Origin of the sequence: Citrobacter sp. RHBSTW-00029, from assembly GCF_014104295.1 — a bacterium.
Lineage (GTDB): Bacteria > Pseudomonadota > Gammaproteobacteria > Enterobacterales > Enterobacteriaceae > Citrobacter > Citrobacter youngae.
This window is the reverse complement of sequence record NZ_JABXRT010000001.1, coordinates 3,147,478-3,172,585: the sequence shown is the minus strand read 5'-3', so window position 1 is coordinate 3,172,585 and position 25,108 is coordinate 3,147,478. Positions and strand designations below refer to the sequence as shown.

The window sequence follows — 25,108 nt, the reverse complement described above, 5'->3', positions numbered from 1 at the left end:
TGCGCGAAGCTGATTCATAATTTGGCGCTGCGCATACGCAACCTGGCATTCGGCATAGCGACTCCTGATACAAAAATGGCAATAATTCTCATTTACAGATAGATATGCCTTGGGAGATGTTCATGTTCGCGAAGACTCGGTTGGCGCTGCTGATAGGATGGGTGACCGGCAGTGTGGCTTTTCCTCTGCTGGCGCAGGAAACAACAAAAAACGATACGGTGGTTGTCACTTCGCAAATGCAGAGTGGGGCGACCAAGCTTGCCACACCGGATATCGAAACACCGCAGTCGGTATCGATCGTTACCCGTGAACAGTTTGAAGAGCAGGGCGCAACCAGCGTGCGGCAGGCTGTTAGCTACACACCTGGGGTGTACAGCAATCAGATTGGTGCCTCCAACCGCTTTGACTACATTGTGCTGCGCGGTTTCTCCGATGGTAGTCTGGACAACGTCTATCTCGACGGCCTGAAAATGATGGGCGACACTAACTCGCACAGTTCGCTGGTGGTCGATCCGTGGTTTCTCGACAATATTGAAGTGGTGCGCGGCCCGGCTTCCGTGCTGTACGGCCGTTCCTCTCCGGGCGGGATCGTGGCGCTGACATCGCGTAAACCGTCGTTTGATGCGGGCGGAGAAGTGAAGCTGTTTGCTGGCAACAATAATCAGCGCGGCGCGGCGTTTGACGTCACCGGGGCGCTGGATGATAACGATCGCGTCGCCGCACGACTGAGTGGAATGACGCGTTATGCGGACTCGCAGTTTGGTCCCTTGAAGGAAGAACGTTACGCGCTGATGCCGAGCCTCACCTGGCGCATCACCGATCAAACGCGTCTTGACCTGATGGCCTATCTGCACCGTGATCCTGAAGGCGGTAGCCACTCCGGTCTGCCGTATGACGGCACCGTGGTTCCCCATTACGGGCAAAAGATCTCCAACACCTTTTACGAAGGCGAGGATGATTACGATAAATACGATCGTCGTGAAAACATGGTGGGCTACAACATTGAGCACCTGTTTGATAACGGCTGGTCGGTGCGGCAAAAGTTACGCTATTTGCATACCGACGTTGAGCTGAACCAGGTGTATGCGGCAGGCTGGTTGAATGAAACCGAGCTTAATCGCGGTTACTCCGGCTCAGACGAAAACATGTCGGCGATAACGCTGGATAATCAACTGGATGGTAGCTTTGATACCTGGCAGGTTAACCACCGTCTGCTGGTGGGCATCGATTATCAGGATCGCAGCAACAATACCACCGGCTACTACGGGGCGTTCCCGCCGATTGACGCCTTTAACCCGGTGTACGGCGCGAAGCCGGATTACATCAATATGTATGCGCGCGAGAAACACAAGTTGCGCCAGACGGGCTACTATTTGCAGGATCAGATGTCATGGGATCGCTTCCGTATAACGCTCGGTGGCCGCTACGATCAGGTGAGCATATCTAATATTGATAAGCAAAACGGCACTCGCAGCGATCTGGACAAAAATAACTTCAGCAGTCGCGCTGCTCTGCTTTATTTGTTCGATAACGGCGTTGCGCCGTACATCAGCTATTCCACCGCCTTTACGCCAACCAGTTTTGCTGATGAGAACGGTAACCTGTTGGAACCGATGAAAGGTAAGCAGTGGGAAGCCGGGCTGAAATATGAACCGGAAGGGTTGAATAGCCAGTTTAGCGCGTCGGTGTTCCGCATTAATCAGACCAATATTGCCACCAAAGAAGAGCCGACCGATCCGTACCGTTCGATTGGCGAAATTGAATCTGAAGGGGTAGAGCTGGAAGCTATTAGCCAACTGACGGACAGTTTCCGTTTGCAGGCGGCGTATACCTATACCGACATTCGCTATAAGAAAAGCAGCCCGGAAGAGCAGGGCAAGCGTGCCGTTTATGCGCCGCGCAATCAGGCCAGCACCTGGTTAAGCTACGATGTGAAAAATGGCCCACTGGCGGGGCTAACGTTGGGCTCAGGCGTGCGTTACGTCAACGGTATTACCAGCGATCGCCAGAATACTCACACCCTGCCATCGTATACGCTGGTGGATCTGGCGATTGGCTACGACTTAACGAATATTGGTATTAAAGGTTTGAGCACGCAGTTGAACGTCAACAATCTGACCGACAAGCGTTACGTTGCAGCCTGTAATTCGCTCTCATACTGTTATTTCGGCGCCGAGCGCAGCATTGTTGGCAGCGTTTCGTGGAAGTTCTGATGCTTAAGCCGGATGCGGCGCTGGCGCCTTATCCGGCATACGGCAGCGTGCAAATTGTAGGCCTGATAAGCGCAGCGCATCAGGCATAGTGGATTGCGGCTATTTGGTAAAACCGTTTTGCATACAAATCTGTGCGCTGGTTCTCAGGGTGAAGGCTAACTTGTCAGGATACTGGCGGTAATAGTTATGTTCTTCTTCCAGCCCTTTTGCCTGCGCCAGACGTACCGTTTCCAGCGAACAGGTTCGGTAGATCAAATCTTTATTCATATTGCTCTGCTTCTCGCGCTGTTTATCTGCGGACAGCGCCAGCCAGCTCTCGGACAGCGTATAATCGTAGACCACCCGATTCCCTTTCGCCTGCACGTTCTCAATGGTAATGAATTCGTCGATCTTCAGTCTTGGCTGACCACGCATTTTTTTCTTATCTTCTGCGGCGGCATATTGTGCCAGTGCATTAATATCCATCCCGGCTATTTTCTGCTTATAGATATCGACATAGGCGGCGGGTTGCTGATAATGCTGAGCATAAGCATTTCTTAATTCTCCGTCACTCATTGAACAGCCAGCTAAAAATAAAGGTAATAGCAGCGTCAGTTTTGTTTTAGTCATGATGTTATCCCATTCATTATTGTGGTCCCCAGTCGCCCATAACAAAATAAAAGTCATCAAATTACAGGTGATCTTTAGGGTTGTATAAACGGGGCGACGACAGCACAAGTGCAATTATCTTAAAATGGCGGAATAAGCGGGAAACCCTGCCAGAATTGGCAGGGTTAATGGATGAAGAGGATCAGAATTCCATTTTCACCGTGAACTGCACTTCTCGTGGGTCGCCGATCTGATTACCCAGATTATTGGTGGCAATGGATGAGGTGTAATAGGTCTTATCAAACAGGTTTTTCACATTGAGCTGCAATGTGACCGGATATTGCAGCTTCATCTTATAAGCGGCAAAGGCATCGGCGACAAAATAGCCTGGCAGATAATAGTCTGCGCCATTGGTTGCGGAACGGCGACTCACCCCATGACCCCCACCGCCAATCGTCAGGGTATTGCCCATAAAGGCATTCTGAATATCGTAGGTGAGGAATAATGAGCCGGTATGCTTCGGTACATTAGGCAGCGGCTTACCTTTGTAATCAGGATCTTCCGTCACTTTCGCGGCGGTATAACCGTAGCTGGCGATAATATTGGTGTTGGTGGTCAACGAACCGGCGACATCCACTTCCACGCCTTGTGAACGCACGCGACCCGCCGTTTTCGCCACGGTTTCGCCATTGATCATTTCGTTGTACAGCACATTGCGTTTATCAATATCAAACAGGGCAATATTGGCGGTGATACCGTCAAAGATATCGAATTTTGCCCCCACTTCATAAGCCGTTGAGGTTTCAGGTGGCAGTTCGCCAATATAACTGGCGATAGAATATTGCGGCATGAAGGATCGCGACACGTTACCGAACAGCGATACCGACGGCGTCAGTTTGTAAACCATACCGAATTTGGGCACCCACTGTTGGTCGGTACTGTCGGTGTTGACGTTGAACGGACGCCCTTTGCCAGCGTATTCGGTGTAGTACTGATAACGCATCCCGGCGACGGCGATCCATTTATCGGTCAGGTACAGCGCGTCCTGCACATACGCAGAATAGCTCTCTTGTTGAATGGTTTGATCGCTATCAGCGGCAGAAACGTTAGTACATTTACCCAACGTACCGTAGACAGGATTATAAATATTGAACCCTTTTACGTTCTTGCAGCGGATCATGTCGGTGCGTAGCAGATCGTAGTTCTCATAAGAGACGCCGGTGAGGATCTCGTTATAAAAGCCAGCGATATCGACGTTGCCCTGTAAATCGGCACGTGTGGCGTGCATGCGCTGGGTGGAGCCTTGAGTGGCATCGACACGGCGGGTCAGATTTCCGGTTGCAGAATCATACGCCATTACGCGAGCCTGATTATCGCTGTATTTATCCTGGCTAAAGCTGTAGTCGAATTTCGCTGTCCATTCGCTGTTGAAGCGGTATTCGGCATTCAACTGTGCCAGATCCGATTTGCCGTCGGTGATATTAAACGGCTCATCAAAGCGGGTTTTGCGATCCACATTCACCGCGTGTTTGGTGTTGAGATCGAAAATGGTGCCGCGATCGAACGGCGCTTTGTAGTCGCGGTGTGAATAGAGCACACTGACGGTGGCGTTGTCGCCAAACCAGGTCAGAGAAGGGGAGATAAAGCTGCTCTGATTGGTGCCAAAGTTGCGCCAGTAGTCCTCGTGTTGGTACTCGCCAATCAGACGATACGCCAACGGCGTACCTTCAATCGGCCCGGTCACGTCAAACTGCCCCGTACCGCCGCCAAAACTGCTGGAGGTTGCTGAAATCGACCCGCCAAACTGCGTTTCCGGACGTTTGGTGACGACGTTAATCAGGCCGCCGGGATCGAGAATCCCGTACAGGGTTGAGGCCGGGCCTTTCAGCACTTCCACGCGTGAGGTTGCGGCGTTAAAGCTGCGCGGCAACACGGTTTTCAGACCGTTGGTCATCACCGAGCCGTCACGGTTTGCCCCGAAGCCACGGCGGACAAACGCATCCTGTGTGCCACCTAATGTGTTGGTTTGCACAACGTTACTGACGTTATACAGCGCTTCGTCCAGCGTCGTGACATGCTGATCTTCCAGCACTTTATCGCTGACAGTGTTCACCACTTGTGGGATATCCAACAATGGCATGGATGTCAGCGTCGCGGTGGACGAGCTCAGCGGTTGATAACCCGATGTTACGGCCTGATCGGCAGACGACGCATCTGCCCGAACGGTGATGGTATCTTCCCCTTTAGGCGGAGTCGTCTCTTTCTCCGCTGCAAATACCGTAGGTGTTGTTGTTATGCCCAGAAAGAGAGCAGAGCACAATGCCCGCCCTTTCATCCCCGAAAAGTAAGTCGTTAACTCAGCCATTATTTTATTTATTCCGCAAAAGACCCTGCCAAAAATGGGCAGGGAAACAGGTTGATTCAATTCATTGCCCGGCTTGCCAGCCCTGCATTTATCCATCTGTAAGCCGGCATTACTGGCGTCAGAAGTGTAATTGAGAATCATTCAATCATGGGTGTTTGTAGTAGTAAACGTAAAAATGAAAAAGAAACTACAGGCGATTTGATGCAACTTAACCGTCGTTTTTTTAAGGGTATTTAATTTCCAATGCATTGAAAAAGAATGGTTTTTATTGATTTTTCGGCATTTTTTATTTGTGCTTTGGTTGTTGGCAACAGGTGATGTAACTACAGGGTGTAATTGCTTGACTACTACAGCGCAAGCCAGCAAGATCACAAAGAGAATGAGTTTTATTTTTATTTAGAGAATTACGCATGCAGGCTTTGCCATGCGGCGGCGCAGGAGTGAACATGCCACAGCATGTGGAAAATACCGCCCACAGAACGGGCATTGAACTACAACAGCTTTCTGCGGGTTATCGCCATAACACCATTGTCCACGATATCTGTCTCACTATTCCGCAAGGCAAAATGACGGTGCTGGTGGGGGCGAACGGCTCGGGTAAATCAACGTTGTTAAGCACCATGGCTCGGATGTTGAAACCGCACGGCGGCAGCGTATTGCTGGATGGCAAAGCCATTCATCAACAGCCCACCAAAGCGGTTTCACGCCAGCTCGGCATCCTGCCGCAATCCCCATTGGTGCCAGAAGGACTTACCGTTTTCGAACTGGTATCGCGTGGGCGTTTTCCCTGGCAGAACATGCTTTCGCAATGGACGGACGATGACGAACGCGCCGTGGAGCAGGCGCTCCGGTTAACCGGAACTGCTGATTTTGCGCATTTGCCGGTGGAGAGCCTTTCCGGTGGGCAACGTCAGCGCTGCTGGATTGCGATGGCGCTGGCACAGCAAACGCCGGTCATCTTGTTGGATGAGCCGACTACGTTTCTCGATCTGCGCTATCAGGTAGAGATCCTTGAACTGTTGCATTCACTGACTCGCCATCATGGTCGTACAGTGATCGTGGTCCTGCATGACCTGAATTTTGCCGTGAATTACGGGGACATGCTGGTGTTCCTCAAACAGGGGACGTTGCAGGGCGTCGTGCATGATGGCGAAAACTGCACGCCCGAGTTGATTAAGCACGTGTTTGACGTCGACGTGCAGATGTCGGTGAATCCTCTCACCGGCAAACCGTTCTTTATGCCGTTCCGCTCGCCGGGCGGGCAAGAGCAATGACGGTCATGACAAGCACACTGGCTCGTCGCCGTGGCCGGTTTATGCTGGCACTCCCCGTGTTAACGCTGCTGTTGTGTGTTCTGGCGGTGGTGCATCTGGGTGTTGGCGCACGCACTATCAGCCCGCAGACCGTCGTGCAGGCGCTGTTCCACTTTGACGCGAAAGATTTCGACCACCGGATTATTGTCTCCTTACGTCTGCTGCGCATGACGGCGGCGATGCTGGTCGGCGCAGCGTTAGGTGTGGCGGGTGTGCTGTTGCAGGCGTTGATTCGTAATCCGCTGGGAGAGCCGCATATTCTGGGACTGAACGCCGGGGCTGCTTTTGTCGTTGTGTTGTGCACCGCGCTTGGCGTGACGGGGGTAAGCCAGCCATTGCTGGCGGCTGGAGGCGCAGCGGCATTGTTCTCGTTGGTCATCGCGCTTTCTTCTGCCGGACGGGGGGGGTTAACGCCGCTGAAGGTTACGCTGTGCGGCGTGGCGCTGTCGGCCATGGTGTCATCGCTTACTGCGGCCATCCTGATTCTGGATGAACAAACCCTGTTGGCAATGCGCACCTGGCTGGTGGGCGATCTTTCTGGTCTGCACTGGGAAGCAGTCAAAAGCGCCGTTCCTCCGTCGCTAGCTGGTATGGTTTTGGCGCTCGCTATCGCGCCGGGCCTGAATATTCTGGCTCTCGGCGACCGTATGGCCTGTGGGTTAGGGGTGAACATTCTGCGCATACGCTTGCTGGCGATGGTAGCCATTGCGCTGTTGTGCGGTGCGGCAGTCTCTGTCGTGGGGCCGCTGGGGTTTATCGGTCTGTTAGTGCCTAACGTTACCCGCCGTCTGGTAACAGAAGATATTCGTCAGATGCTACCGACGTCGGCATTGCTGGGTGCGGCGCTGCTGCTGTTGGCGGATATTGCCGCCCGCACGGTGCTGGCTCCGCAGGAGCTGGCTACAGGGATCATGACCGCCCTGGTGGGCGCGCCGGCGTTTATTTTCATTGCGTCGAGGTTTTTGAAATGAACGATATGCTGCAGCGTGCAGGGCTTCGTGCATGGCGGGTGGGGGGATTTTCTCGTGTCATTCGTCCCAAAACCGTGCTGTACAGCCTCAGCCTGACGGTGCTGGCAATCGCATTACTGCTGTTCGGCGTGATGCAGGGTTCGCTCCCGGTTCCGGCTTCCGCTATCGGACGGGCGGTGTTTGACCCTCAGGCGTTGACGGCTCAGCAACAGTATGTCGTTTGGGATGTACGACTGCCGCGACTGCTGATGGCGCTTCTGTGCGGGGCGATGCTCGGATTGGCTGGGGCGGCGATGCAATCTATCACCCGCAACGGGTTGGCCGATCCCGGGCTTATCGGTGTCAAAGAAGGGAGTTGCGTGGTGGTGCTGGCCCTGGTGCTATTTTTCCCGTCCGCAAGTCTGGTCTGGCGGCCCCTGGCAGGAATGGCCGGTGGCGCACTGGTCGCTGCACTGGTGATGCTGCTGGCCCGTGATTTCTCCCGGCCTCGCTTCGTGTTGATAGGCATTGGCGTGTCGTGGTTCTTTGCCGCGGGAATGGGCGTATTTATGACCACCGCGGATGTCCGTGACGTTCAGACTGCACTGGTCTGGCTGGCGGGCAGCCTTCATGCCGCCACCTGGCCGCTACTGCTGGTGGCGCTGGTCTGGACGTTGCCTGCGGCCATCATCTTATTTGCCACGGCGAGAGCTTCAGATGTGGCGCTACTTGGCAATGCGACGGCAACGGGGCTGGGTGTACGTTTACCCCGGCTGGCGTTGTTGCGTTTTCTCGCGCCGGTTGTACTCACCGCCGCCAGTGTTGCCTGCGTGGGCAGCCTCGGTTTTGTCGGGTTAATGGCGCCACACATGGCACGATTCTGGCTGCGTGGCGGACAAACAGCGCTGCTGTGGGGAAGTGCGTTGATCGGTGCATTGCTGGTGCTGGTCACCGATACCGTGGGGCGTCTGGCGTTTGCCCCACTGCAAATCCCCGCCGGGATCGTCATTGCCCTGGTCGGTGGACCGTTCTTTTTACTGTTGCTCTGGCGTCGCCGGGATCGTTTGTAATTGTTAAGAGGGTATATGCGTTTAATCTTTTCATTGCTGCTGCTGGTCGGCTGCACCGCCCATGCGGCGGTGCCTGTTCAGTCATTTACTGACGATCTCGGGCGAGTGGTGAACGTGCCGCTACATCCGCAGCGCATTGTGTCATTGCACGATCTCGACATCACTATCCCGCTGATCGAACTGGGCGTGCCTCCGGTGGCCAGCCACGGCAGAACGCGTCCTGACGGCAGCCATTTTTTACGTTCCGGCGTGCTGCTGACCGGCGTGGATTTTGATAATTCGAACATGACGTATATCGGCACGGCGGATATTGATATTGAAGCCATTGTCGCGGCAAAACCGGATTTAATCATCACCGAACCCAGCCGTAACACGCCGATTGAGCAACTGGAAAAAATAGCGCCGACGGTCAGCATCGATCATCTTGATGGCGGTGCGCCGGAAATCTACCGCAAGCTGGCGCAGCTTACAGGTACGCAGAACCGGCTGGCATTGCTGGAACGGCGCTACCGTGAAGAAATTGCCCAGCTCAAGCGGACAGTAGATACGCAGCACATCTCTGTGGCGGTAATACAGGCTAATCAGGGAAAAATCAACGCGTTACACACCTATCACTCCCTGGGGCGAGTTTTACGCGATGCTGGCTTCACCTTCCCGAAGCTTATCGACAGTATTCCGCCGGGTGGGCGCATTGATGTCAGTGCGGAACGTCTGCCTGAACTGGATGCCGATTTTGTCTTCGCGACCTGGCGTGGCGATACCGGCGGTAAACCGCAGGATGAAATCGCGGCGATGGATGCGGTGATGCCTGGCTGGTGTGAGTTCCTGACCGCCTGCCAGCGCGGACATTACGTTTTACTCTCCCGTGAAGAGGCGATATCCAATTCCTATGCCTCGCTCAGTCTGATGGTGGCGCAGGTGCAAACGCATATCGCCGGACGATGGCTACCGGAGGCTAAATAACCATGCTGACGGCGAAAAAAGCCAAAAACCGTATTGATGTCTATGGTGACCGTTTTCGCGCCCGGGCGCATTTACTCTCGCCACGCATGCAGGCCGTGGCGCGTTATATCAACGAAAATCGCGAAGTGGTGCTGGAGTTTACGGCGATAGAAATCGCTGCCGCCACGCAAACCTCTGACGCGACGGTGGTCAGGGCAATTCAGGCGCTGGGGTTTGCCGGGTTGCGCGATTTAAAGCAGACCATTGAGCACTGGTTTGGTCCTGGCGTGACCTCAGAAGAGAAGATGACCACCACGGTGAATACGCTCTCTTGCGATGTGAACTCAAGCATTGATTTCGTCCTGCAGGGGCATCAGCGTACCTGCGAAGCGCTTTCTACACCGCAAAACCGCTATGCGATTGCCCAGGCGGTGGCGTTATTGGTAGAAGCCCGTCAGGTGGGGATTTTTGGTATTGGCGCATCCGGCGTATTGGCGGATTATACCGCTCGTCTGCTCAGCCGTATTGGCCTGCCTGCGGTAGCATTTAATCGCACCGGGATTAACCTCGCAGAGCAACTGATCGCATTGCAGCGGGGAGATGTGCTGATCATGATGGCGCAGAAATCACCGCATCGGGAAGGGCTGACGACCATTCGCGAGGCCAGGCGGTTGGGTGTCCCGGTTATTTTACTGACGAACGCGCTGGATTCCCGTTTTAGTAAAGAAGCGGATGTGGTGATTAACGTGCCACGTGGCGGCGAGAATGGGAAAATGCCGCTTCACGGTACGGTGCTGGTGTGTCTGGAAATGATCGTCCTGTCCGTTGCTTCGACTGCGCCGCAACGTTCAATTAAGTCCGTGAAACGGATTAACGAACTGTATCGGGGCATTGGTAAATCCGGGGCGAAGAAATAAACCGGTTATACCCGATGTGTAGGCCGGGTAGTGGGGCGTCGCCACCCGGCATAAAGGCAGACAGATCAAACCATTAATGGCCGATCATTCTGGCCTTCGGGATCAGCTGGAAATACATATGATCCGGCACCGGCGTCTGCCAGACGTTGGCGTACACCGCATAACCTATGGCGGCAAACAGAATACCGAGCAGCAGTAGCGTCATTGTCCACCCTGATAACCTACCTTGTCGCCACCATGGTGTCGGCGCTGCGCTATGCCTTGATTGTGCGCCAGGCGGTGTCTTCAGTGACATAGTCAGCGTCGAGGCTACCGGACAGGATTCCACACAGGTCATACATCCTGTGCACTCAACGGTGCGTACCTGAATTAAGCGATCGACCGGAATATTCGACGGGCAGTTCTTTGTGCATTTGCCGCAATCGATGCAACTGTCGGCATTACGGCGGATCTTAAACGGCGACAGCAAAGAGAACAGGCCAAGCAGTGCGCCATAAGGGCACAGATAACGGCACCACGCATTGCGAATAAACAGGCTCATGATGCTGATAACCGCCACTACGATGAGCGTCGTCGAGCCGATATTACGAAAGAAATCGAGCATCTTAACGTCGATAATCATGCCGTAGGCTGACATCAGAAAATACTGAATCCCCTGTGCTGGCATCGACAGGGCGATATACAGAAAGAAACTCAGCAGCAGATATTTCAGGCTCAGCAAAGGGAGGTCCAGCCAGCGCGGCAGGGTGAAGTTGCGACCCGTTATTTTTTTGCCCAGATTCCCTATCAGCTCAGACAGCGTACCCACCGGGCACAACCACGAGCAGAACGCTTTTTTTAACAGCAGACTCATCAGGATAAAGGCAACAAGCAGCAGCATGGAAGCGGCGTGAATAGGGGGAAGAAAGCCGGTTTCCAGTGTGTAGCGGATATTCATCAAGCCCGCGATCGGTAGCCATCCCTCAATACCGCCGGGTCTTGATATATAAACGCTGGCACCGGCTGTTTCGAAATAGCGAACCCAATACCAGAACGTCACGCCAATATAGATATTGATAGCCAACAGGAGAAACTGGGTGGCTTTTCTCCAGCTACTGGCATTGCGCCAGTCATTCCACGGCAGTTTTCCTCCGACGGTACCAGGGCGGCGCTGCCAGCGCGTTTTCTTCTTCCCGTTCATGATCTTTTATTATCCCTCATATTTCCCCCTGCATTCAGGAAGACTCATCACCGGGATATGCTACCGCTATAAAGATATGGTGTATTTGATTTGCATCTTATTAATCGGCTGCCATTTTTATCACGCTAATGGGCATGTATAAAAATAACAGCACGATATTTATCACAGGTCAGATAAATACCCTGAACGGGGTATTTATTTATCTGTGGGGGACGACAGTCATTCCCGGTACGTTTCTACGCGGTTACGGCCATGGCTTTTCGCCAGATAGAGCGCGCGATCGGCTTTATCAACCAGTTGTTTGTAGTCGGGGTGATAGTCATATTCGGCAACGCCGATACTGACGGTAATAGAGAAGGATTCAGTCATGGAAGCGGCGATACGCAGCTCGGCAATTTTCTTGCGCAGTGTTTCCAGAATAATCGAGGCCTGCGATTCGTCTGATTCGACGAGCAGGATCATAAACTCTTCACCACCATAACGGAATACGTAATCGCTACTGCGGATGTGCTCATAAATAACGGCCGCGACGTTTTTCAGCGTCATATCGCCAGTGTTATGTCCGTAGCTGTCGTTGATCTGCTTAAAATAATCAATGTCCAGCATTGCCAGGGTAAAGGGTCTTCGTGAATGTAACGCCAGCGAGATTTCACGGCGCATAATCGTCGGAATAAAGCGGCGATTAAGGAGCTGGGTCAGCGAGTCTTTGCCATTTTCCTGTTTGACCAGCGCTTCAAACATTGAGGCGAGGAGAAAATGGATTTTGGCCGAGAGCTGTCGGATATCCTGCAATAAGCTCATCCGCTCGGTTTCGCCAGGTTGTTGCTGATTCGAGAGTGCCTGTGTCAGACGGTTATCGATTTCAGCGATCACGGATTCCATTTCTGCCAGCAGATTACCGCTGCCAAGAATGTGTTTTCCTTTATGGGAGAACCACATACCAAAATCTGAGTCCGCCAGGAACACCAGATCACCGGACGGTAAGCCGGTCGCAATGTTGTAGATAAACTGATTTTCCCAATCGGTAAACGAACGGATTTGCCGTTCGCGCTCGACGTTGACGTCGTCGTAAATGGTCTGCAGCCGATACTGCTCCTGCGTGTGCAGCGAGTTTTGATAGCTTGGAGAGTAGGAAACGGTCATGGCCTCCAGCGCGGTGTCCATCGCCAGACTGCTGAAACAGATAGCATCGCTCAACAGGCTGACAGAGTAGTCGGCCTTACTTTTCAGCAACTGATACAGCTCTTCTTTTAGCTTACGTGCACCGCGGTTAACCAGATCGATAGGCAGGCCGATACGGGCGTGTACCACACCAATTTCACGCTGTTTTGCCAGCAAGAGCGGGAGGTCTTCATATGCGCTGCCGAGCACGCTGCGCAACCAGTCAAACATACTGCCGCTCAGTCGCGTACTGACCTGCTCCGTATTCAGAAACAACGCGCTCTCCGCATGAGAGAGCATGTAGTCATAAAAAACGGTCACTAAATGGCGGATCTCATCGTCGCTTAACCCTGTGAGGATCGTATGAACGTCAGGGGATGTCTGGCGTATTAGCGCCCGCCATTCTGTAAGGAGTAATGTGTCGTTTACGGGATCAACCTGTTCCATCTCACAGCCACTCAAAATGTGATTGAAAAATTCAGGCGGTATTACGGACAATTACGTCACGATGGTCAAGTGAAACTCTCTTTACGCATTAACGATGGCGAATACCTTCATAAATCAGCCTTAAGGCGAAGACGCCGATAATGGCGCCAATTACCCGGCTGGCAACGCGCTGAATGCGACCATATGCACGGCGTACTGCAGGAAGAGAAAACGCCTGGCTGAGAAAAATACGCCAGATAACAGAAGAAAGCACAATGCCTGCCCATGCCATCAGCCTGGCCCAGGTCGGGGTTTCTGCGCTTAAGGTGACCGAGAAAATACTAATAAAAAACAGTACGGTTTGCGGATTCGATAAATCCGTTAACAGCCCGCGACGAAAGAATACGTACCAGGGGGCGGATATCGGCTGCTGTAACGTGGGCATTTGCGGTGTCGCCTGATGGCGAATGCTGTTCCAGGCAAACCACAGCAGATAGGTTCCGCCAACAATCTTAATCAACGAAAATATCTCTTCACACTGGGTAATAAGCGTTGCCATACCAAACAGGCCAAGGCCGGAGTAAAACGCGTCGCCCAGGGCCACGCCCAGACCGGTCATCACCCCCGCGCGCCGTCCTGATGCCAGGCTGGTTTGCACCACCACAAACAGGTTCGCCCCGGGGTTGAAAAAGGTTAAAACAAACAGGCTGACGGTGAGTACGACGGCGTGTAGCGGTTCCATAGACAACCATTCCTCAAATATTCATAAAGTTAACACTATAATTTCAACGAGCTGGCTGTTCTGAGGATTAACTCACACTGGCTATTGAAACTTTGAACCGGTTGAAGTGCGGATACGCGATGGCTGGTTTTTTCTGTGCCGCAAAATTTCTATATATTTCTGCTGAGTGTGGATTTTTTATCCAGGCTGGACTAGTTATTAATCATCCTTGAATCGCGTTATCTCATGTTCAGGGATCGATGATGGCGTCATAACAAAACCTGGAGCTGGTCTATGAAAACTGGAATTAAAGTACTTATTGGTGCATTAGCTTTTGTCGTGACCAACGCATATGCTGCGGAATTTATGACAAAACTTGAGTTTGAAAAGGTTGAGTCGCAGTACACAAAAATCGGTGATATCTCAACGAGTAATGAAGTTTCTGTCGCAGATGCTAAAGAAGAGCTGCTGAAGAAAGCCGAAGAGAAAGGCGCCGATGTTGTGGTATTAACTTCCGGTCAAACGGATAATAAAATCCATGGCACAGCCAATATCTACAAGAAAAAATAATACGCTGCATTGAAAGATAAAATACCCGCCAGCCTCTGTACTGGCGGGTTATTCTTTTAACCTGCGCCAAAACGTGGTTCGGCTGATACCGAGATATCGTGCTGCCGCTGTTTTATCACCGTTGAATTGTGCCAGCACCTGCTGTGGCGTCAGTGATGATGATATCTGGGGTATTTCGGCGACAATCGCCAGTTCTGGCAATAATTGCTGCAAGAAATGGACGTTAAGTTCTGGTTGTGGCTCGACGCTTAAAAATAATGCCAGACGCTCCATCATATTGCGCAGCTCACGAATATTCCCCGGCCAGCCGTAATTCAGCAGCATATGTTGGCTGAGCCCTAGTCCTTTGCGCACAGGCTCAGAAAACGGCACATCTAATTCCGCCAGTGACTGTTTTAAAAAGCCTTCCGCCAGCGGTAAAATATCGGGCAGCCGTTCGCGTAGCGGGGGGAGTTTGAGGCGCAGAATGCTCAGGCGATAAAACAAATCGGTACGAAACTCGCCTTGTTTCATCTCCTGCTCCAGATTGCAGTGGGTGGCGCTAATCACCCGCACATCGACCGGAATCGGCTGGTGCCCACCGACCCGGGTAACCTCTTTTTCCTCCAGCACGCGTAGCAGTCGGGTTTGTAACGGCAGCGGCATTTCGCCTATCTCATCAAGAAACAGTGTTCCGCCGTGGGCGATTTCAAACAGACCCGCGCGTCCGCCCCGCCGTGAGCCGGTAAAAGCGCCATCTTCATAGCCAAACAACTCCGCTTCCAGTAAGGATTCGGTGATTGCCCCGCAGTTGACGGCGACAAACGGTGGTGAGGGTTTACCGCGTCGATTCTCCTGACGGGTGAAATATTCACGATGAATGGCCTGCGCCGCCAGCTCTTTACCCGTGCCCGTTTCGCCCTGAATCAGCACCGGTGCGCGAGAACGGGCGTAGAGCATTATGGTGTGCCGTACCTGTTCCATCTGCGCAGAGTGACCGCGCATATCACCGAGCGCGTAGCGGGTGCGCATCGTATCGCCAGAAGCGTATTGACCGTTTCGCCGTAGCGTCAGGCGCGTCATATCCAGCGCATCGACAAAGGCCTGGCGCACGGTAGCCGCTGAATAGATAAAGATGCCGGTCATACCCGCTTCTTCCGCCAGGTCGGTAATCAGCCCCGCGCCGACTACCGCTTGTGTACCGCTGGCCTTCAGTTCGTTGATTTGCCCACGAGCATCTTCTTCAGTGATATAGCTGCGCTGCTCAAGCTGCAAATTGAAGGTCTTTTGAAAGGCGAGAAGCGCAGGAATGGTTTCCTGATAGGTAATGACGCCAATCGATGATGTGAGTTTTCCCGCTTTCGCCAATGCCTGTAGCACATCGAAGCCGCTGGGTTTAATCAGAATAACCGGAATTGATAAGCGGCTTTTCAGATAGGCACCGTTGGAGCCCGCCGCAATGATCGCATCACAACGCTCGCTCGCCAGCTTCTTGCGGATATACGTCACCGCTTTTTCAAAACCCAACTGAATAGGGGTGATGGTCGCCAGGTGGTCGAACTCCAGGCTGATGTCGCGAAACAGTTCGAACAGGCGGGTGACCGAAACGGTCCAGATAACCGGTTTGTCGTCGTTCACCCGCGGCGGAAGATACGTATCAGCCATAGCCAACCCAAAAAGTAAGGAACCGAGTATTAGGGTTTAGTTGTGTTTCATAAATGTTGCAATGAAACGTTAAGGCCAGTTTCATGAAACGATAGCTGACACGCTTTTGTACAACAAAGATACAGAAATTGATTTTAATGCATTGTTTTTAAAGGTGAATATATAAATTGATGAAAAATTAAGGTCTTTGGCATACCCCTTGCTTTAGGTAAATCAACTAATGCTAACAAGTTGATAACAAGAGGACGGGATATGTCTCTACACTCCCCAGGGCTGGCGTTTCGCGCCGCGCTCAGCAAAGAAAATCCATTACAAATCGTTGGCACCATCAACGCCAATCACGCTCTGCTGGCCCAACGCGCCGGGTATCAGGCGATTTATCTCTCCGGCGGCGGCGTGGCGGCAGGGTCTCTGGGTCTGCCGGATCTTGGTATTTCTACCCTAGATGATGTGCTGACCGATATTCGTCGCATTACTGATGTTTGCCCGCTGCCCTTGCTGGTGGATGCGGATATCGGGTTTGGATCGTCAGCGTTCAACGTGGCGCGTACCGTGAAGTCGATTTCCAAAGCTGGGGCTGCCGCGCTGCATATTGAAGATCAGATCGGCGCCAAGCGCTGCGGTCATCGTCCGAACAAAGCGATCGTCTCTAAAGAAGAGATGGTCGACAGGATCCGCGCGGCGGTGGATGCACGTACCGATCCCAATTTTGTCATTATGGCGCGAACCGATGCGTTGGCGGTGGAAGGGTTAGAGGCTGCCATCGATCGCGCCCAGGCGTACGTCGAAGCGGGCGCTGACATGCTGTTCCCGGAAGCCATTACCGAGCTTGCGATGTACCGCCAGTTTGCCGACGCGGTGCAGGTGCCGATCCTCGCCAACATTACTGAATTTGGCGCTACGCCGCTGTTCACCACCGATGAACTGCGCAGCGCAAACGTCGCGATGGCGCTGTATCCGCTGTCGGCTTTCCGCGCCATGAACCGCGCAGCGGAAAAGGTTTACAACGTGCTGCGTCAGGAAGGAACGCAAAAGAGCGTGATCGACATTATGCAGACGCGTAACGAACTGTACGAAAGCATCAATTACTACCAGTTCGAAGAGAAACTCGACGCGTTGTATAGCAAAAAGTAACCGTCGTAGGCCGGATAAGGCACAGCCGCCATCCGGCAATAAATTTGTACCCTACATATTATAAAAATGACGAGGACAACATGAGCGACACAACGATCCTGCAAAATAGTACCCATGTCATTAAACCTAAAAAATCGGTTGCGCTGTCAGGCGTTACCGCCGGAAATACCGCGCTGTGTACCGTCGGTAAAAGCGGTAACGATTTACACTATCGTGGCTACGATATTCTCGACCTGGCGCAGCAGTGCGAATTTGAAGAAGTCGCGCATCTGCTGATCCACGGGAAATTACCCACCCGCGATGAACTCACCGCCTATAAAAGCAAACTAAAAGCGCTGCGCGGACTGCCCGCTAATGTGCGCACCGTGCTGGAAGCGCTGCCTGCCGCCTCGCAGCCGATGGACGTGATGCGCACCGGCGTCTCCGCGCTGGGCTGTACGCTGCCGGAAAAAGAAGGTCATACCGTCTCCGGCGCGCGCGATATTGCCGACAAGCTACTGGCGTCGCTCAGTTCAACCCTTTTGTACTGGTATCACTACAGCCATAACGGCGAGCGTATTCAGCCGGAGACCGACGATGATTCTATTGGCGGTCACTTCCTGCATTTGCTGCATGGTGAAAAGCCGTCGCGAAGCTGGGAAAAAGCGATGCATATTTCGCTGGTGCTGTACGCCGAACACGAATTTAACGCCTCCACCTTTACCAGCCGCGTGATTGCCGGAACAGGCTCCGATATGTATTCCGCGATTATCGGCGCGATTGGCGCACTGCGTGGACCGAAACACGGCGGGGCGAATGAAGTGTCGCTGGAGATCCAACAGCGCTACGAAACGCCGGACGAAGCTGAAGCGGATATCCGTAAACGCGTGGAAAACAAAGAAGTGGTGATTGGCTTTGGTCATCCGGTTTACACCATCGCCGACCCGCGCCATCAGGTGATCAAACGCGTGGCAAAACAGCTTTCCCAGGAAGGTGGTTCGCTGAAAATGTACAACATTGCCGACCGTCTGGAAGACGTAATGTGGGAAACGAAAAAGATGTTCCCCAACCTCGACTGGTTCTCGGCGGTCTCCTACAACATGATGGGCGTCCCGACCGAAATGTTCACCCCGCTGTTTGTTATCGCCCGCGTCACCGGCTGGGCGGCGCACATCATCGAACAGCGCCAGGACAATAAAATTATCCGTCCTTCCGCCAATTACACCGGCCCGGAAGATCGCGAATTTGTCCCGATTGAAAAACGTTGCTAATTCAAAAACCTCTAAAGATAAAAAACAGGAAATGTACCCTATGTCCGCACATATTTCGAACGTCCGCCCGGAATTTGACCGTGAAATCGTTGATATCGTTGATTACGTCATGAACTACGAGGTCACCTCGAAGGTGGCGTATGACACCGCGCATTATTGCCTGCTTGATACCTTAGGCTGCGGCCTGGAAGCGCTGGAATATCCGGCCTGTAAAAAACTGCTGGGGCCGGTCGTCCCAGGTACAGTGGTACCGAACGGCGTGCGCGTACCTGGCACCCAGTTCCAGCTCGACCCGGTGCAGGCGGCGTTTAACATCGGTGCGATGATCCGCTGGCTGGACTTCAACGATACCTGGCTTGCCGCTGAGTGGGGTCATCCTTCTGATAACCTCGGCGGTATTCTGGCCACGGCTGACTGGCTGTCACGCAATGCGGTAGCGGCGGGAAAAGCACCGTTGACCATGAAAAAAGTGCTGACCGGTATGATTAAAGCTCATGAGATTCAGGGCTGTATCGCGCTGGAAAACTCCTTTAACCGTGTTGGTCTCGATCACGTCCTGCTGGTAAAAGTGGCCTCCACGGCGGTGGTCGCTGAGATGCTTGGCCTGAACCGGGATGAAATTCTCAACGCCGTGTCGCTGGCGTGGGTCGACGGACAGTCGCTGCGTACTTATCGCCATGCGCCGAATACCGGCACGCGTAAATCCTGGGCCGCAGGCGATGCGACCTCGCGCGCGGTACGCCTGGCGCTGATGGCGAAAACCGGTGAGATGGGGTATCCGTCTGCGCTGACGGCGAAAACCTGGGGCTTCTATGACGTCTCTTTCAAAGGCGAATCGTTCCGCTTCCAGCGCCCGTACGGCTCTTATGTGATGGAAAACGTGCTGTTTAAAATCTCCTTCCCGGCCGAGTTCCACTCGCAGACCGCGGTAGAAGCAGCAATGACGTTGTACGAGCAGTTACAGGCCGCAGGTAAGACCGCTGCCGATATCGAAAAAGTCACCATTCGCACGCACGAAGCCTGTATCCGCATCATCGATAAAAAAGGCCCGCTGAATAACCCGGCGGACAGGGATCACTGTATCCAGTATATGGTGGCCATTCCGCTGCTGTTCGGGCGCTTAACGGCGGCAGATTACGAAGACGGCGTGGCGCAGGACAAACGCATTGATGCCCTGCGTGAGAAGATCAACTGCTTCGAAGATCCGGCCTTTACCGCCGATTACCACGCCCCTGAAAAGCGCGCCATCGCCAACGCCATCACTCTGGAATTCACCGACGGCTCACGCTTTGAAGAAGTGGTAGTGGAATACCCAATCGGCCACGCGCGTCGTCGTACTGACGGCATGCCGAAGCTGGTCGAGAAGTTCAAAATCAACCTGGCGCGTCAGTTCCCGACCCGCCAGCAGCAGCGCATCCTGGATGTCTCCCTGGACAGAACTCGCCTGGAGCAGATGCCGGTCAATGAGTATATGGATCTCTTCATTATTTAAACCAGCGTGCAGCAAGGCGTAAGTTCAACAGGAGAGCATTATGTCTTATAGCGAGTTTTATCAACGTTCTATAACGCAACCGGAGTCGTTCTGGGCCGAGCAGGCCCAGCGTATTGACTGGCAGCAGCCGTATACGCAGGTGCTGGACCACAGCAACCCGCCGTTTGCCCGCTGGTTTTGCGACGGCACGACCAATCTGTGCCATAACGCCATCGACCGCTGGCTGGAGAAACAGCCCGAGGCGCTGGCGCTGATTGCTGTGTCATCCGAAACCGAAGAAGAACGCACGTTTACCTTTCGTCAGCTGTATGACGAAGTGAACGTCGCGGCGGCGATGCTATTGTCGCTGGGCGTACAGCGTGGCGATCGGGTGCTGGTGTATATGCCAATGATCGCCGAGGCGCACATTACGCTACTGGCCTGCGCGCGCATTGGGGCAATTCATTCGGTGGTGTTCGGTGGGTTTGCTTCACACAGCGTGGCGGCGCGCATCGACGACGCCCGGCCGGTGGTTATCGTCTCGGCGGATGCCGGGGCGCGCGGGGGCAAGATCTTGCCGTATAAAAAGCTGCTCGATGATGCGATCGAACAGGCGCAGCACCGACCGCGTCATGTGGTGCTGGTCGACCGCTGTTTGGCGAAAATGGCGCGGGTCGAGGGGCGTGACCTCGACTTTGCCGCGCTGCGCCAACAGCATCTCGGTGCGCGGGTGCCAGTTGTCTGGCTGGAATCAAACGAAACGTCCTGCATTCTCTACACCTCCGGGACAACCGGGAAACCGAAAGGCGTGCAACGCGATGTTGGCGGTTACGCGGTGGCGCTGGCGACCTCGATGGACACCATTTTCGGCGGCAAAGCGGGCGGCGTGTTCTTCTGCGCGTCGGATATCGGCTGGGTAGTTGGGCATTCGTATATCGTGTATGCCCCGCTGCTGGCGGGGATGGCGACGGTAGTTTACGAAGGTCTGCCAACGTATCCGGACTGCGGCGTGTGGTGGAAAATTGTTGAGAAGTATCAGGTCAGCCGGATGTTCTCGGCCCCGACAGCTATCCGTGTGCTGAAGAAATTCCCCACTGCGCAAATCCGTAATCACGATCTCTCCTCGCTGGAGGTGCTGTATCTGGCGGGGGAACCGCTGGACGAACCAACCGCCAGTTGGGTAACCCAAACGCTGGGCGTCCCGGTTATCGACAACTACTGGCAGACTGAATCCGGCTGGCCGATTATGGCAATTGCCCGCGGGCTGGACGACAGGCCATCGCGTCTGGGCAGTCCCGGCGTGCCGATGTACGGCTACAACGTACAGCTGCTCAATGAGGTGACCGGTGAACCTTGTGCGGCAAACGAGAAGGGCATGCTGGTGATTGAAGGGCCGCTGCCGCCGGGCTGTATTCAGACCATCTGGGGCGATGACGAACGCTTTGTGAATACCTACTGGTCGCTGTTCTCCCGCCAGGTGTACGCCACCTTTGACTGGGGCATTCGCGACGCCGATGGCTATTACTTCATCCTGGGGCGTACGGATGACGTGATCAACGTCGCCGGACACCGACTCGGTACGCGAGAGATCGAGGAGAGTATTTCCAGCTATCCGAACGTTGCGGAAGTGGCGGTGGTCGGCGTGAAGGATGCGCTGAAAGGGCAGGTGGCCGTCGCGTTTGTCATTCCAAAGCAGAGCGACAGTCTGGAAGACCGCGACATCGCCCATTCGGAAGAGAAGGCGATTATGGCACTGGTGGACAGCCAGATTGGCAACTTTGGCCGTCCGGCACATGTCTGGTTCGTGTCGCAGTTGCCGAAAACACGTTCCGGTAAAATGCTCAGACGGACGATCCAGGCGATCTGCGAAGGCCGCGATCCTGGCGATCTGACCACCATTGACGATCCAACATCGTTACAGCAAATCCGCCAGGCGATCGAGGAGTAGGGCGTTGCCGGGTGGCGGCTTCGCCTTATCCGGCCTACGAAACCGCGCACCGTAGGCCAGATAAGCCGCGAAGCGGCGCCATCCGGCAAAAGCAACGTGATTAGCGCCAGCTCAGCTGATAATGATAACGCCCTGCGCTCAACTGAAATTCTGGTGACGCTGAAGGGCTCCACGAATCATCCCCGCCGACGCCCATATGGAAACCGTCAATGTTGAGCCATGTTCCGGCTTCAGGCTGCAGCAGATGGCGATGGCTGGTTGCCATCAGTTGCTTCTGGCTGTAACGGCTGATGTTGAACTGGAAGTCGCCACGCCACAGATGATCCCCGTAGCGTAATTCGCGTGTCCCGCAGCGCAGGCCATTTTCACTTGGGAAAACATACGGGGTGTACATTTCATCGAGCGATAAATCCCAACGGTCGAAACAAGCGGCGTTCAGCCTGTCCGGGTAGTTCTCATGCGGCCCAAGGCCTAACCAGTTTACCCGTTCAGCCACCTGCGCCAGCTGGCAGCTCAGGCCGATGCGGGCCGGATGCGGCGTACCGCTGGCGATGTCGACATCCACCGTTATCTGCATTTCACCCTTGCCGTCAATACGGTAGCTTTTTCGGCTGATGAACAGCGTTTCGCCCCGATACTGCCAGGCATGCGCGGTGGTGATAAGGATGCTGTTCGACAGCGCTTCGGCCTCGCATTGCAATAGCCATGGCTCAGCATGGTAATGGCCCGCAGCCTTCCAGCGTTCGACCCAGGCATTAGGATCGATGCGCGTTACTTCGCTGATGCCGATGTCGTTATCCAGCGGCGCGCGGGTAAACTGATCGATTAACGGTGCAAACAGCTGTGCTTCTTCGGCCAGCCAGTATTGCGTCAGTAAACCTGTCCGGCGGCAGAATTCCCAGCGTTTATCGCTGACGATTACCGTAAACGTGTCATCGCGGATCGTCAGCTGTGGCGCTGTGCTGGCGCGAGGTTTAAGCGCCAGACTGAGTTTCTCTTCCAGCTTCCATTGCTGCCAGGCGCTGATATGTCCGGCGTCTGACCACGCAGTAGCCTGAGGTTGTTCGACACGCACCGTCAGCCACAGCTGACCTGCGGTTTCCGGCATCGGGACATCTGGCAGGGTAATCACCTGGCGGCCTTGTGGGGCGATATCCAGAACGACCTCTCCGGCGGCCAGCGGGTTGCCGTCCAGGGCAATAGACCAGTGCAGAACTTCGTTATCGCTGCGGCGGAACAGATATTCACTGGTCACTTCAATCTGGCGTTCAGCGCCCGGCAGTAACGTGAACTGGAAAAACTGCTGTTCATGTTTGGCCTCATATAACGCCGGGTGTGGGGTACGATCGGCGAACACCAGTCCGTTCATGCAAAACTGACGGTCGTTTGGTGTGTCACCAAAATCCCCGCCGTAGGCTGACCACGGATTACCGTTGTCGTCATATTTAATCAGCGACTGATCGACCCAGTCCCAGACGAATCCTCCTTGCAGACGCGGATACTGGCGGAATGCCTGCCAATATTTGGCATAGCCGCCGAGGCTGTTACCCATCGCGTGAGCATATTCGCAGAGGATCAACGGGCGCTGCTCGCCGGGCATCGACAGCCACTTTTTAATCGACCATTTGGGTACGGCGGGGAAGGGCTGATCCTGATCGACGCGGGCATACATCGGGCAAATAATATCGGTGGCTGCGGTATTTGCGCCGCCGCCTTCATATTGTACCGGGCGTGACGGGTCTTCTGATTTTATCCAGCGGTAGAGCGCGTCGTGATTGACCCCGTGACCGGATTCATTACCCAGAGACCAGATGATAATGCTCGGATGGTTGCGATCGCGCTGCACCATGCGCGTGACGCGCTGGCTCATGGCGGGAAGCCATGTTGGGTCATCGCTCAGGCGATTCATGGGCACCATACCGTGGGTTTCGATATTGGCCTCATCCACCACATACAGGCCGTAGCGGTCGCACAGGGTGTACCATAGCGGGTGATTTGGGTAATGCGAACAACGCACGGCGTTAAAGTTGTTCTGCTTCATCAGCAGAATATCCTGCACCATCGTTGCCTCGTCCATCACCTGACCGTTGACCGGATGGTGCTCATGACGGTTGGTACCGCGAATCAACAGCGGCTTACCATTGAGTAACAGCAGTCCGTTTTCAATGCAAACCTGACGAAAGCCGACGTCACAGGCCTCGGCTTCAATCAGCGTACCGTCAGCGGTATGTAGCTGCACAACGGCGCGGTACAGATTAGGCGTTTCGGCACTCCACAACGCCGGGTGTTCAACGTTGAGGCGCAGCGTAGTACGGTCGTGATAAGCGCCGCGTTCATCAACAATCTCGCTGCCGGGCGGTGAGGTGAGCTCGCCAACCAACGTTTCGCCGTTCCACAATTGCAGGGTCACGCGTACATCTTCACGCTCGTCGCCTGCTATCCGGACTTCCGCTTCCAGCAACGCGCGGCTGAAATCATCATTAAAGCGCGTGTTGATGCGTAGGTCACGGATCTGTGTTGTGGGCTTATGCAGCAAAGATACGTCGCGAAAAATACCGCTCATGCGCCACATATCCTGGTCTTCCAGATAGCTGCCGTCGCTCCAGCGTAGCACCATCACCGCCAGACGGTTTTCGCCGTGCTGCAGATAATCGCTAAGATCAAACTCAGACGGCAGGCGGCTATCCTGACCGTAGCCGACCCAACGACCGTTGCACCACAGATGAAACGCGGAGTTCACGCCGTCAAAAATAATCCGCGTCTGACCCTCATCTAACCATGCATCTTCAACACTAAATGTGAGCGAGTAACATCCGGTAGGGTTCTGCGTCGGAACAGAAGGCGGATTGACCGGGAATGGATAGGTGATATTGGAGTAGATTGGCGCATCATAACCGCTCATCTGCCAGTTAGACGGCACGCAGAGGGCAACGGCCTGCGGTGAATCATGCTCAAGCCAACTTTCTGGTACTGCCTCTGGTGTGGCAAACCAGGCGAACTGCCACTCGCCGTTTAACGAAATTCGTTGGGATGAAGGCCGGTGGTTACGGGCATCATCCACGCAGCGCCAGCTACAAAACGGCGGATGTGCCTCCAGACGGTTTATCTGTGTGACGCCGGGGTTTTCCCAGTCACGGCGCGCCAGTACGGCGGCGAGTGAGTCCGAGCTCAGAGTCATAGCGGTATCTCATGTTTGTTATTCGCTCACAATTTAATAAACATAAGGCCTGCGGTGAGACGCTGTA

General features: G+C 54.1%; 18 protein-coding genes. 11 read left to right on the top strand and 7 right to left on the bottom strand.

The features are described 5' to 3' along the window. Positions 1-104: 104 nt before the first annotated feature. Positions 105-2,213 (top strand): ferrioxamine B receptor FoxA, encoded by a 2,109-nt coding sequence (foxA, locus tag HV041_RS15545; RefSeq protein ID WP_121584253.1) that lies wholly within the window; start codon positions 105-107, stop codon positions 2,211-2,213. A 99-nt stretch (positions 2,214-2,312) separates the two neighbouring features. On the opposite strand, the gene HV041_RS15540 is transcribed toward foxA, so the two are convergent. Both HV041_RS15540 and HV041_RS15535 read right to left on the bottom strand, forming a co-directional pair. Beyond that, positions 2,313-2,822: a hypothetical protein gene (locus HV041_RS15540; protein WP_048212514.1), complete on the bottom strand. Its 510-nt coding sequence runs from the start codon at positions 2,820-2,822 to the stop codon at positions 2,313-2,315. Between the two features lie 181 nt (positions 2,823-3,003). Beyond that, positions 3,004-5,166 (bottom strand): TonB-dependent siderophore receptor, encoded by a 2,163-nt coding sequence (locus HV041_RS15535; protein WP_048212513.1) that lies wholly within the window; start codon positions 5,164-5,166, stop codon positions 3,004-3,006. A gap of 446 nt (positions 5,167-5,612) precedes the next feature. Between HV041_RS15535 and HV041_RS15530 the strand changes: the two genes are divergently transcribed. From HV041_RS15530 to HV041_RS15510, 5 genes are read left to right on the top strand one after another with little or no spacing between them, the layout of a single operon-like run. After that, positions 5,613-6,440 carry an ABC transporter ATP-binding protein gene (locus HV041_RS15530; RefSeq protein ID WP_121584254.1) on the top strand — a complete coding sequence of 276 codons (828 nt, stop codon included), beginning with the start codon at positions 5,613-5,615 and terminating at the stop codon, positions 6,438-6,440. Next, a complete protein-coding gene (locus tag HV041_RS15525; protein WP_048212511.1) occupies positions 6,437-7,450 on the top strand; it encodes an iron ABC transporter permease in 1,014 nt (337 codons plus the stop codon). The genes HV041_RS15530 and HV041_RS15525 overlap by 4 nt, the downstream gene beginning before the upstream one ends. After that, positions 7,447-8,499, top strand: a complete 1,053-nt coding sequence (locus tag HV041_RS15520; protein ID WP_061067371.1) for an iron ABC transporter permease — start codon at positions 7,447-7,449, stop codon at positions 8,497-8,499. The genes HV041_RS15525 and HV041_RS15520 overlap by 4 nt, the downstream gene beginning before the upstream one ends. 15 nt (positions 8,500-8,514) lie before the next feature. Beyond that, a complete protein-coding gene (locus tag HV041_RS15515; RefSeq protein WP_115600891.1) occupies positions 8,515-9,462 on the top strand; it encodes an iron-siderophore ABC transporter substrate-binding protein in 948 nt (315 codons plus the stop codon). 2 nt (positions 9,463-9,464) lie between these two features. Then, complete coding sequence (locus HV041_RS15510; protein ID WP_005127925.1) at positions 9,465-10,358, top strand: MurR/RpiR family transcriptional regulator; 894 nt, start codon at positions 9,465-9,467, stop codon at positions 10,356-10,358. A gap of 73 nt (positions 10,359-10,431) precedes the next feature. Here HV041_RS15510 and HV041_RS15505 read toward each other — a convergent pair whose 3' ends face one another. The 3 genes from HV041_RS15505 to HV041_RS15495 form a co-directional block, all read right to left on the bottom strand. Further along, a complete protein-coding gene (locus HV041_RS15505; RefSeq protein ID WP_121584255.1) occupies positions 10,432-11,538 on the bottom strand; it encodes a 4Fe-4S binding protein in 1,107 nt (368 codons plus the stop codon). Positions 11,539-11,757: 219 nt separating this feature from the next. Then, complete coding sequence (locus tag HV041_RS15500) at positions 11,758-13,146, bottom strand: diguanylate cyclase (protein WP_048212507.1); 1,389 nt, start codon at positions 13,144-13,146, stop codon at positions 11,758-11,760. 88 nt (positions 13,147-13,234) lie between these two features. Continuing rightward, positions 13,235-13,867: a LysE family transporter gene (locus HV041_RS15495; RefSeq protein ID WP_048212506.1), complete on the bottom strand. Its 633-nt coding sequence runs from the start codon at positions 13,865-13,867 to the stop codon at positions 13,235-13,237. 273 nt (positions 13,868-14,140) lie between these two features. Here HV041_RS15495 and yahO point away from each other — a divergent pair, with 273 nt between their 5' ends. Then, a complete protein-coding gene (gene yahO / locus HV041_RS15490; protein WP_003021310.1) occupies positions 14,141-14,416 on the top strand; it encodes a DUF1471 family periplasmic protein YahO in 276 nt (91 codons plus the stop codon). A 48-nt stretch (positions 14,417-14,464) separates the two neighbouring features. Here the strand turns inward: yahO and prpR are convergent, their stop codons facing one another. After that, positions 14,465-16,060, bottom strand: a complete 1,596-nt coding sequence (prpR, locus tag HV041_RS15485) for a propionate catabolism operon regulatory protein PrpR (protein ID WP_048212505.1) — start codon at positions 16,058-16,060, stop codon at positions 14,465-14,467. A 252-nt stretch (positions 16,061-16,312) separates the two neighbouring features. Between prpR and prpB the strand changes: the two genes are divergently transcribed. From prpB to prpE, 4 genes are all read left to right on the top strand, one after another. Further along, the gene (gene prpB, locus HV041_RS15480) at positions 16,313-17,194 is read left to right on the top strand and encodes a methylisocitrate lyase (protein ID WP_003021316.1); all 882 of its coding nucleotides are present in this window, start codon (positions 16,313-16,315) and stop codon (positions 17,192-17,194) included. 80 nt (positions 17,195-17,274) lie between these two features. Further along, positions 17,275-18,444: a 2-methylcitrate synthase gene (gene prpC / locus HV041_RS15475; RefSeq protein WP_182294244.1), complete on the top strand. Its 1,170-nt coding sequence runs from the start codon at positions 17,275-17,277 to the stop codon at positions 18,442-18,444. 40 nt (positions 18,445-18,484) lie between these two features. Continuing rightward, complete coding sequence (locus HV041_RS15470; protein ID WP_121584258.1) at positions 18,485-19,936, top strand: bifunctional 2-methylcitrate dehydratase/aconitate hydratase; 1,452 nt, start codon at positions 18,485-18,487, stop codon at positions 19,934-19,936. A gap of 40 nt (positions 19,937-19,976) precedes the next feature. Further along, positions 19,977-21,863 carry a propionate--CoA ligase gene (prpE, locus tag HV041_RS15465; RefSeq protein WP_165712247.1) on the top strand — a complete coding sequence of 629 codons (1,887 nt, stop codon included), beginning with the start codon at positions 19,977-19,979 and terminating at the stop codon, positions 21,861-21,863. Between the two features lie 100 nt (positions 21,864-21,963). Here prpE and HV041_RS15460 read toward each other — a convergent pair whose 3' ends face one another. Beyond that, positions 21,964-25,041, bottom strand: coding sequence for a beta-galactosidase (locus HV041_RS15460; protein ID WP_121584260.1), 3,078 nt, complete (start codon positions 25,039-25,041; stop codon positions 21,964-21,966). Positions 25,042-25,108: the final 67 nt, after the last annotated feature.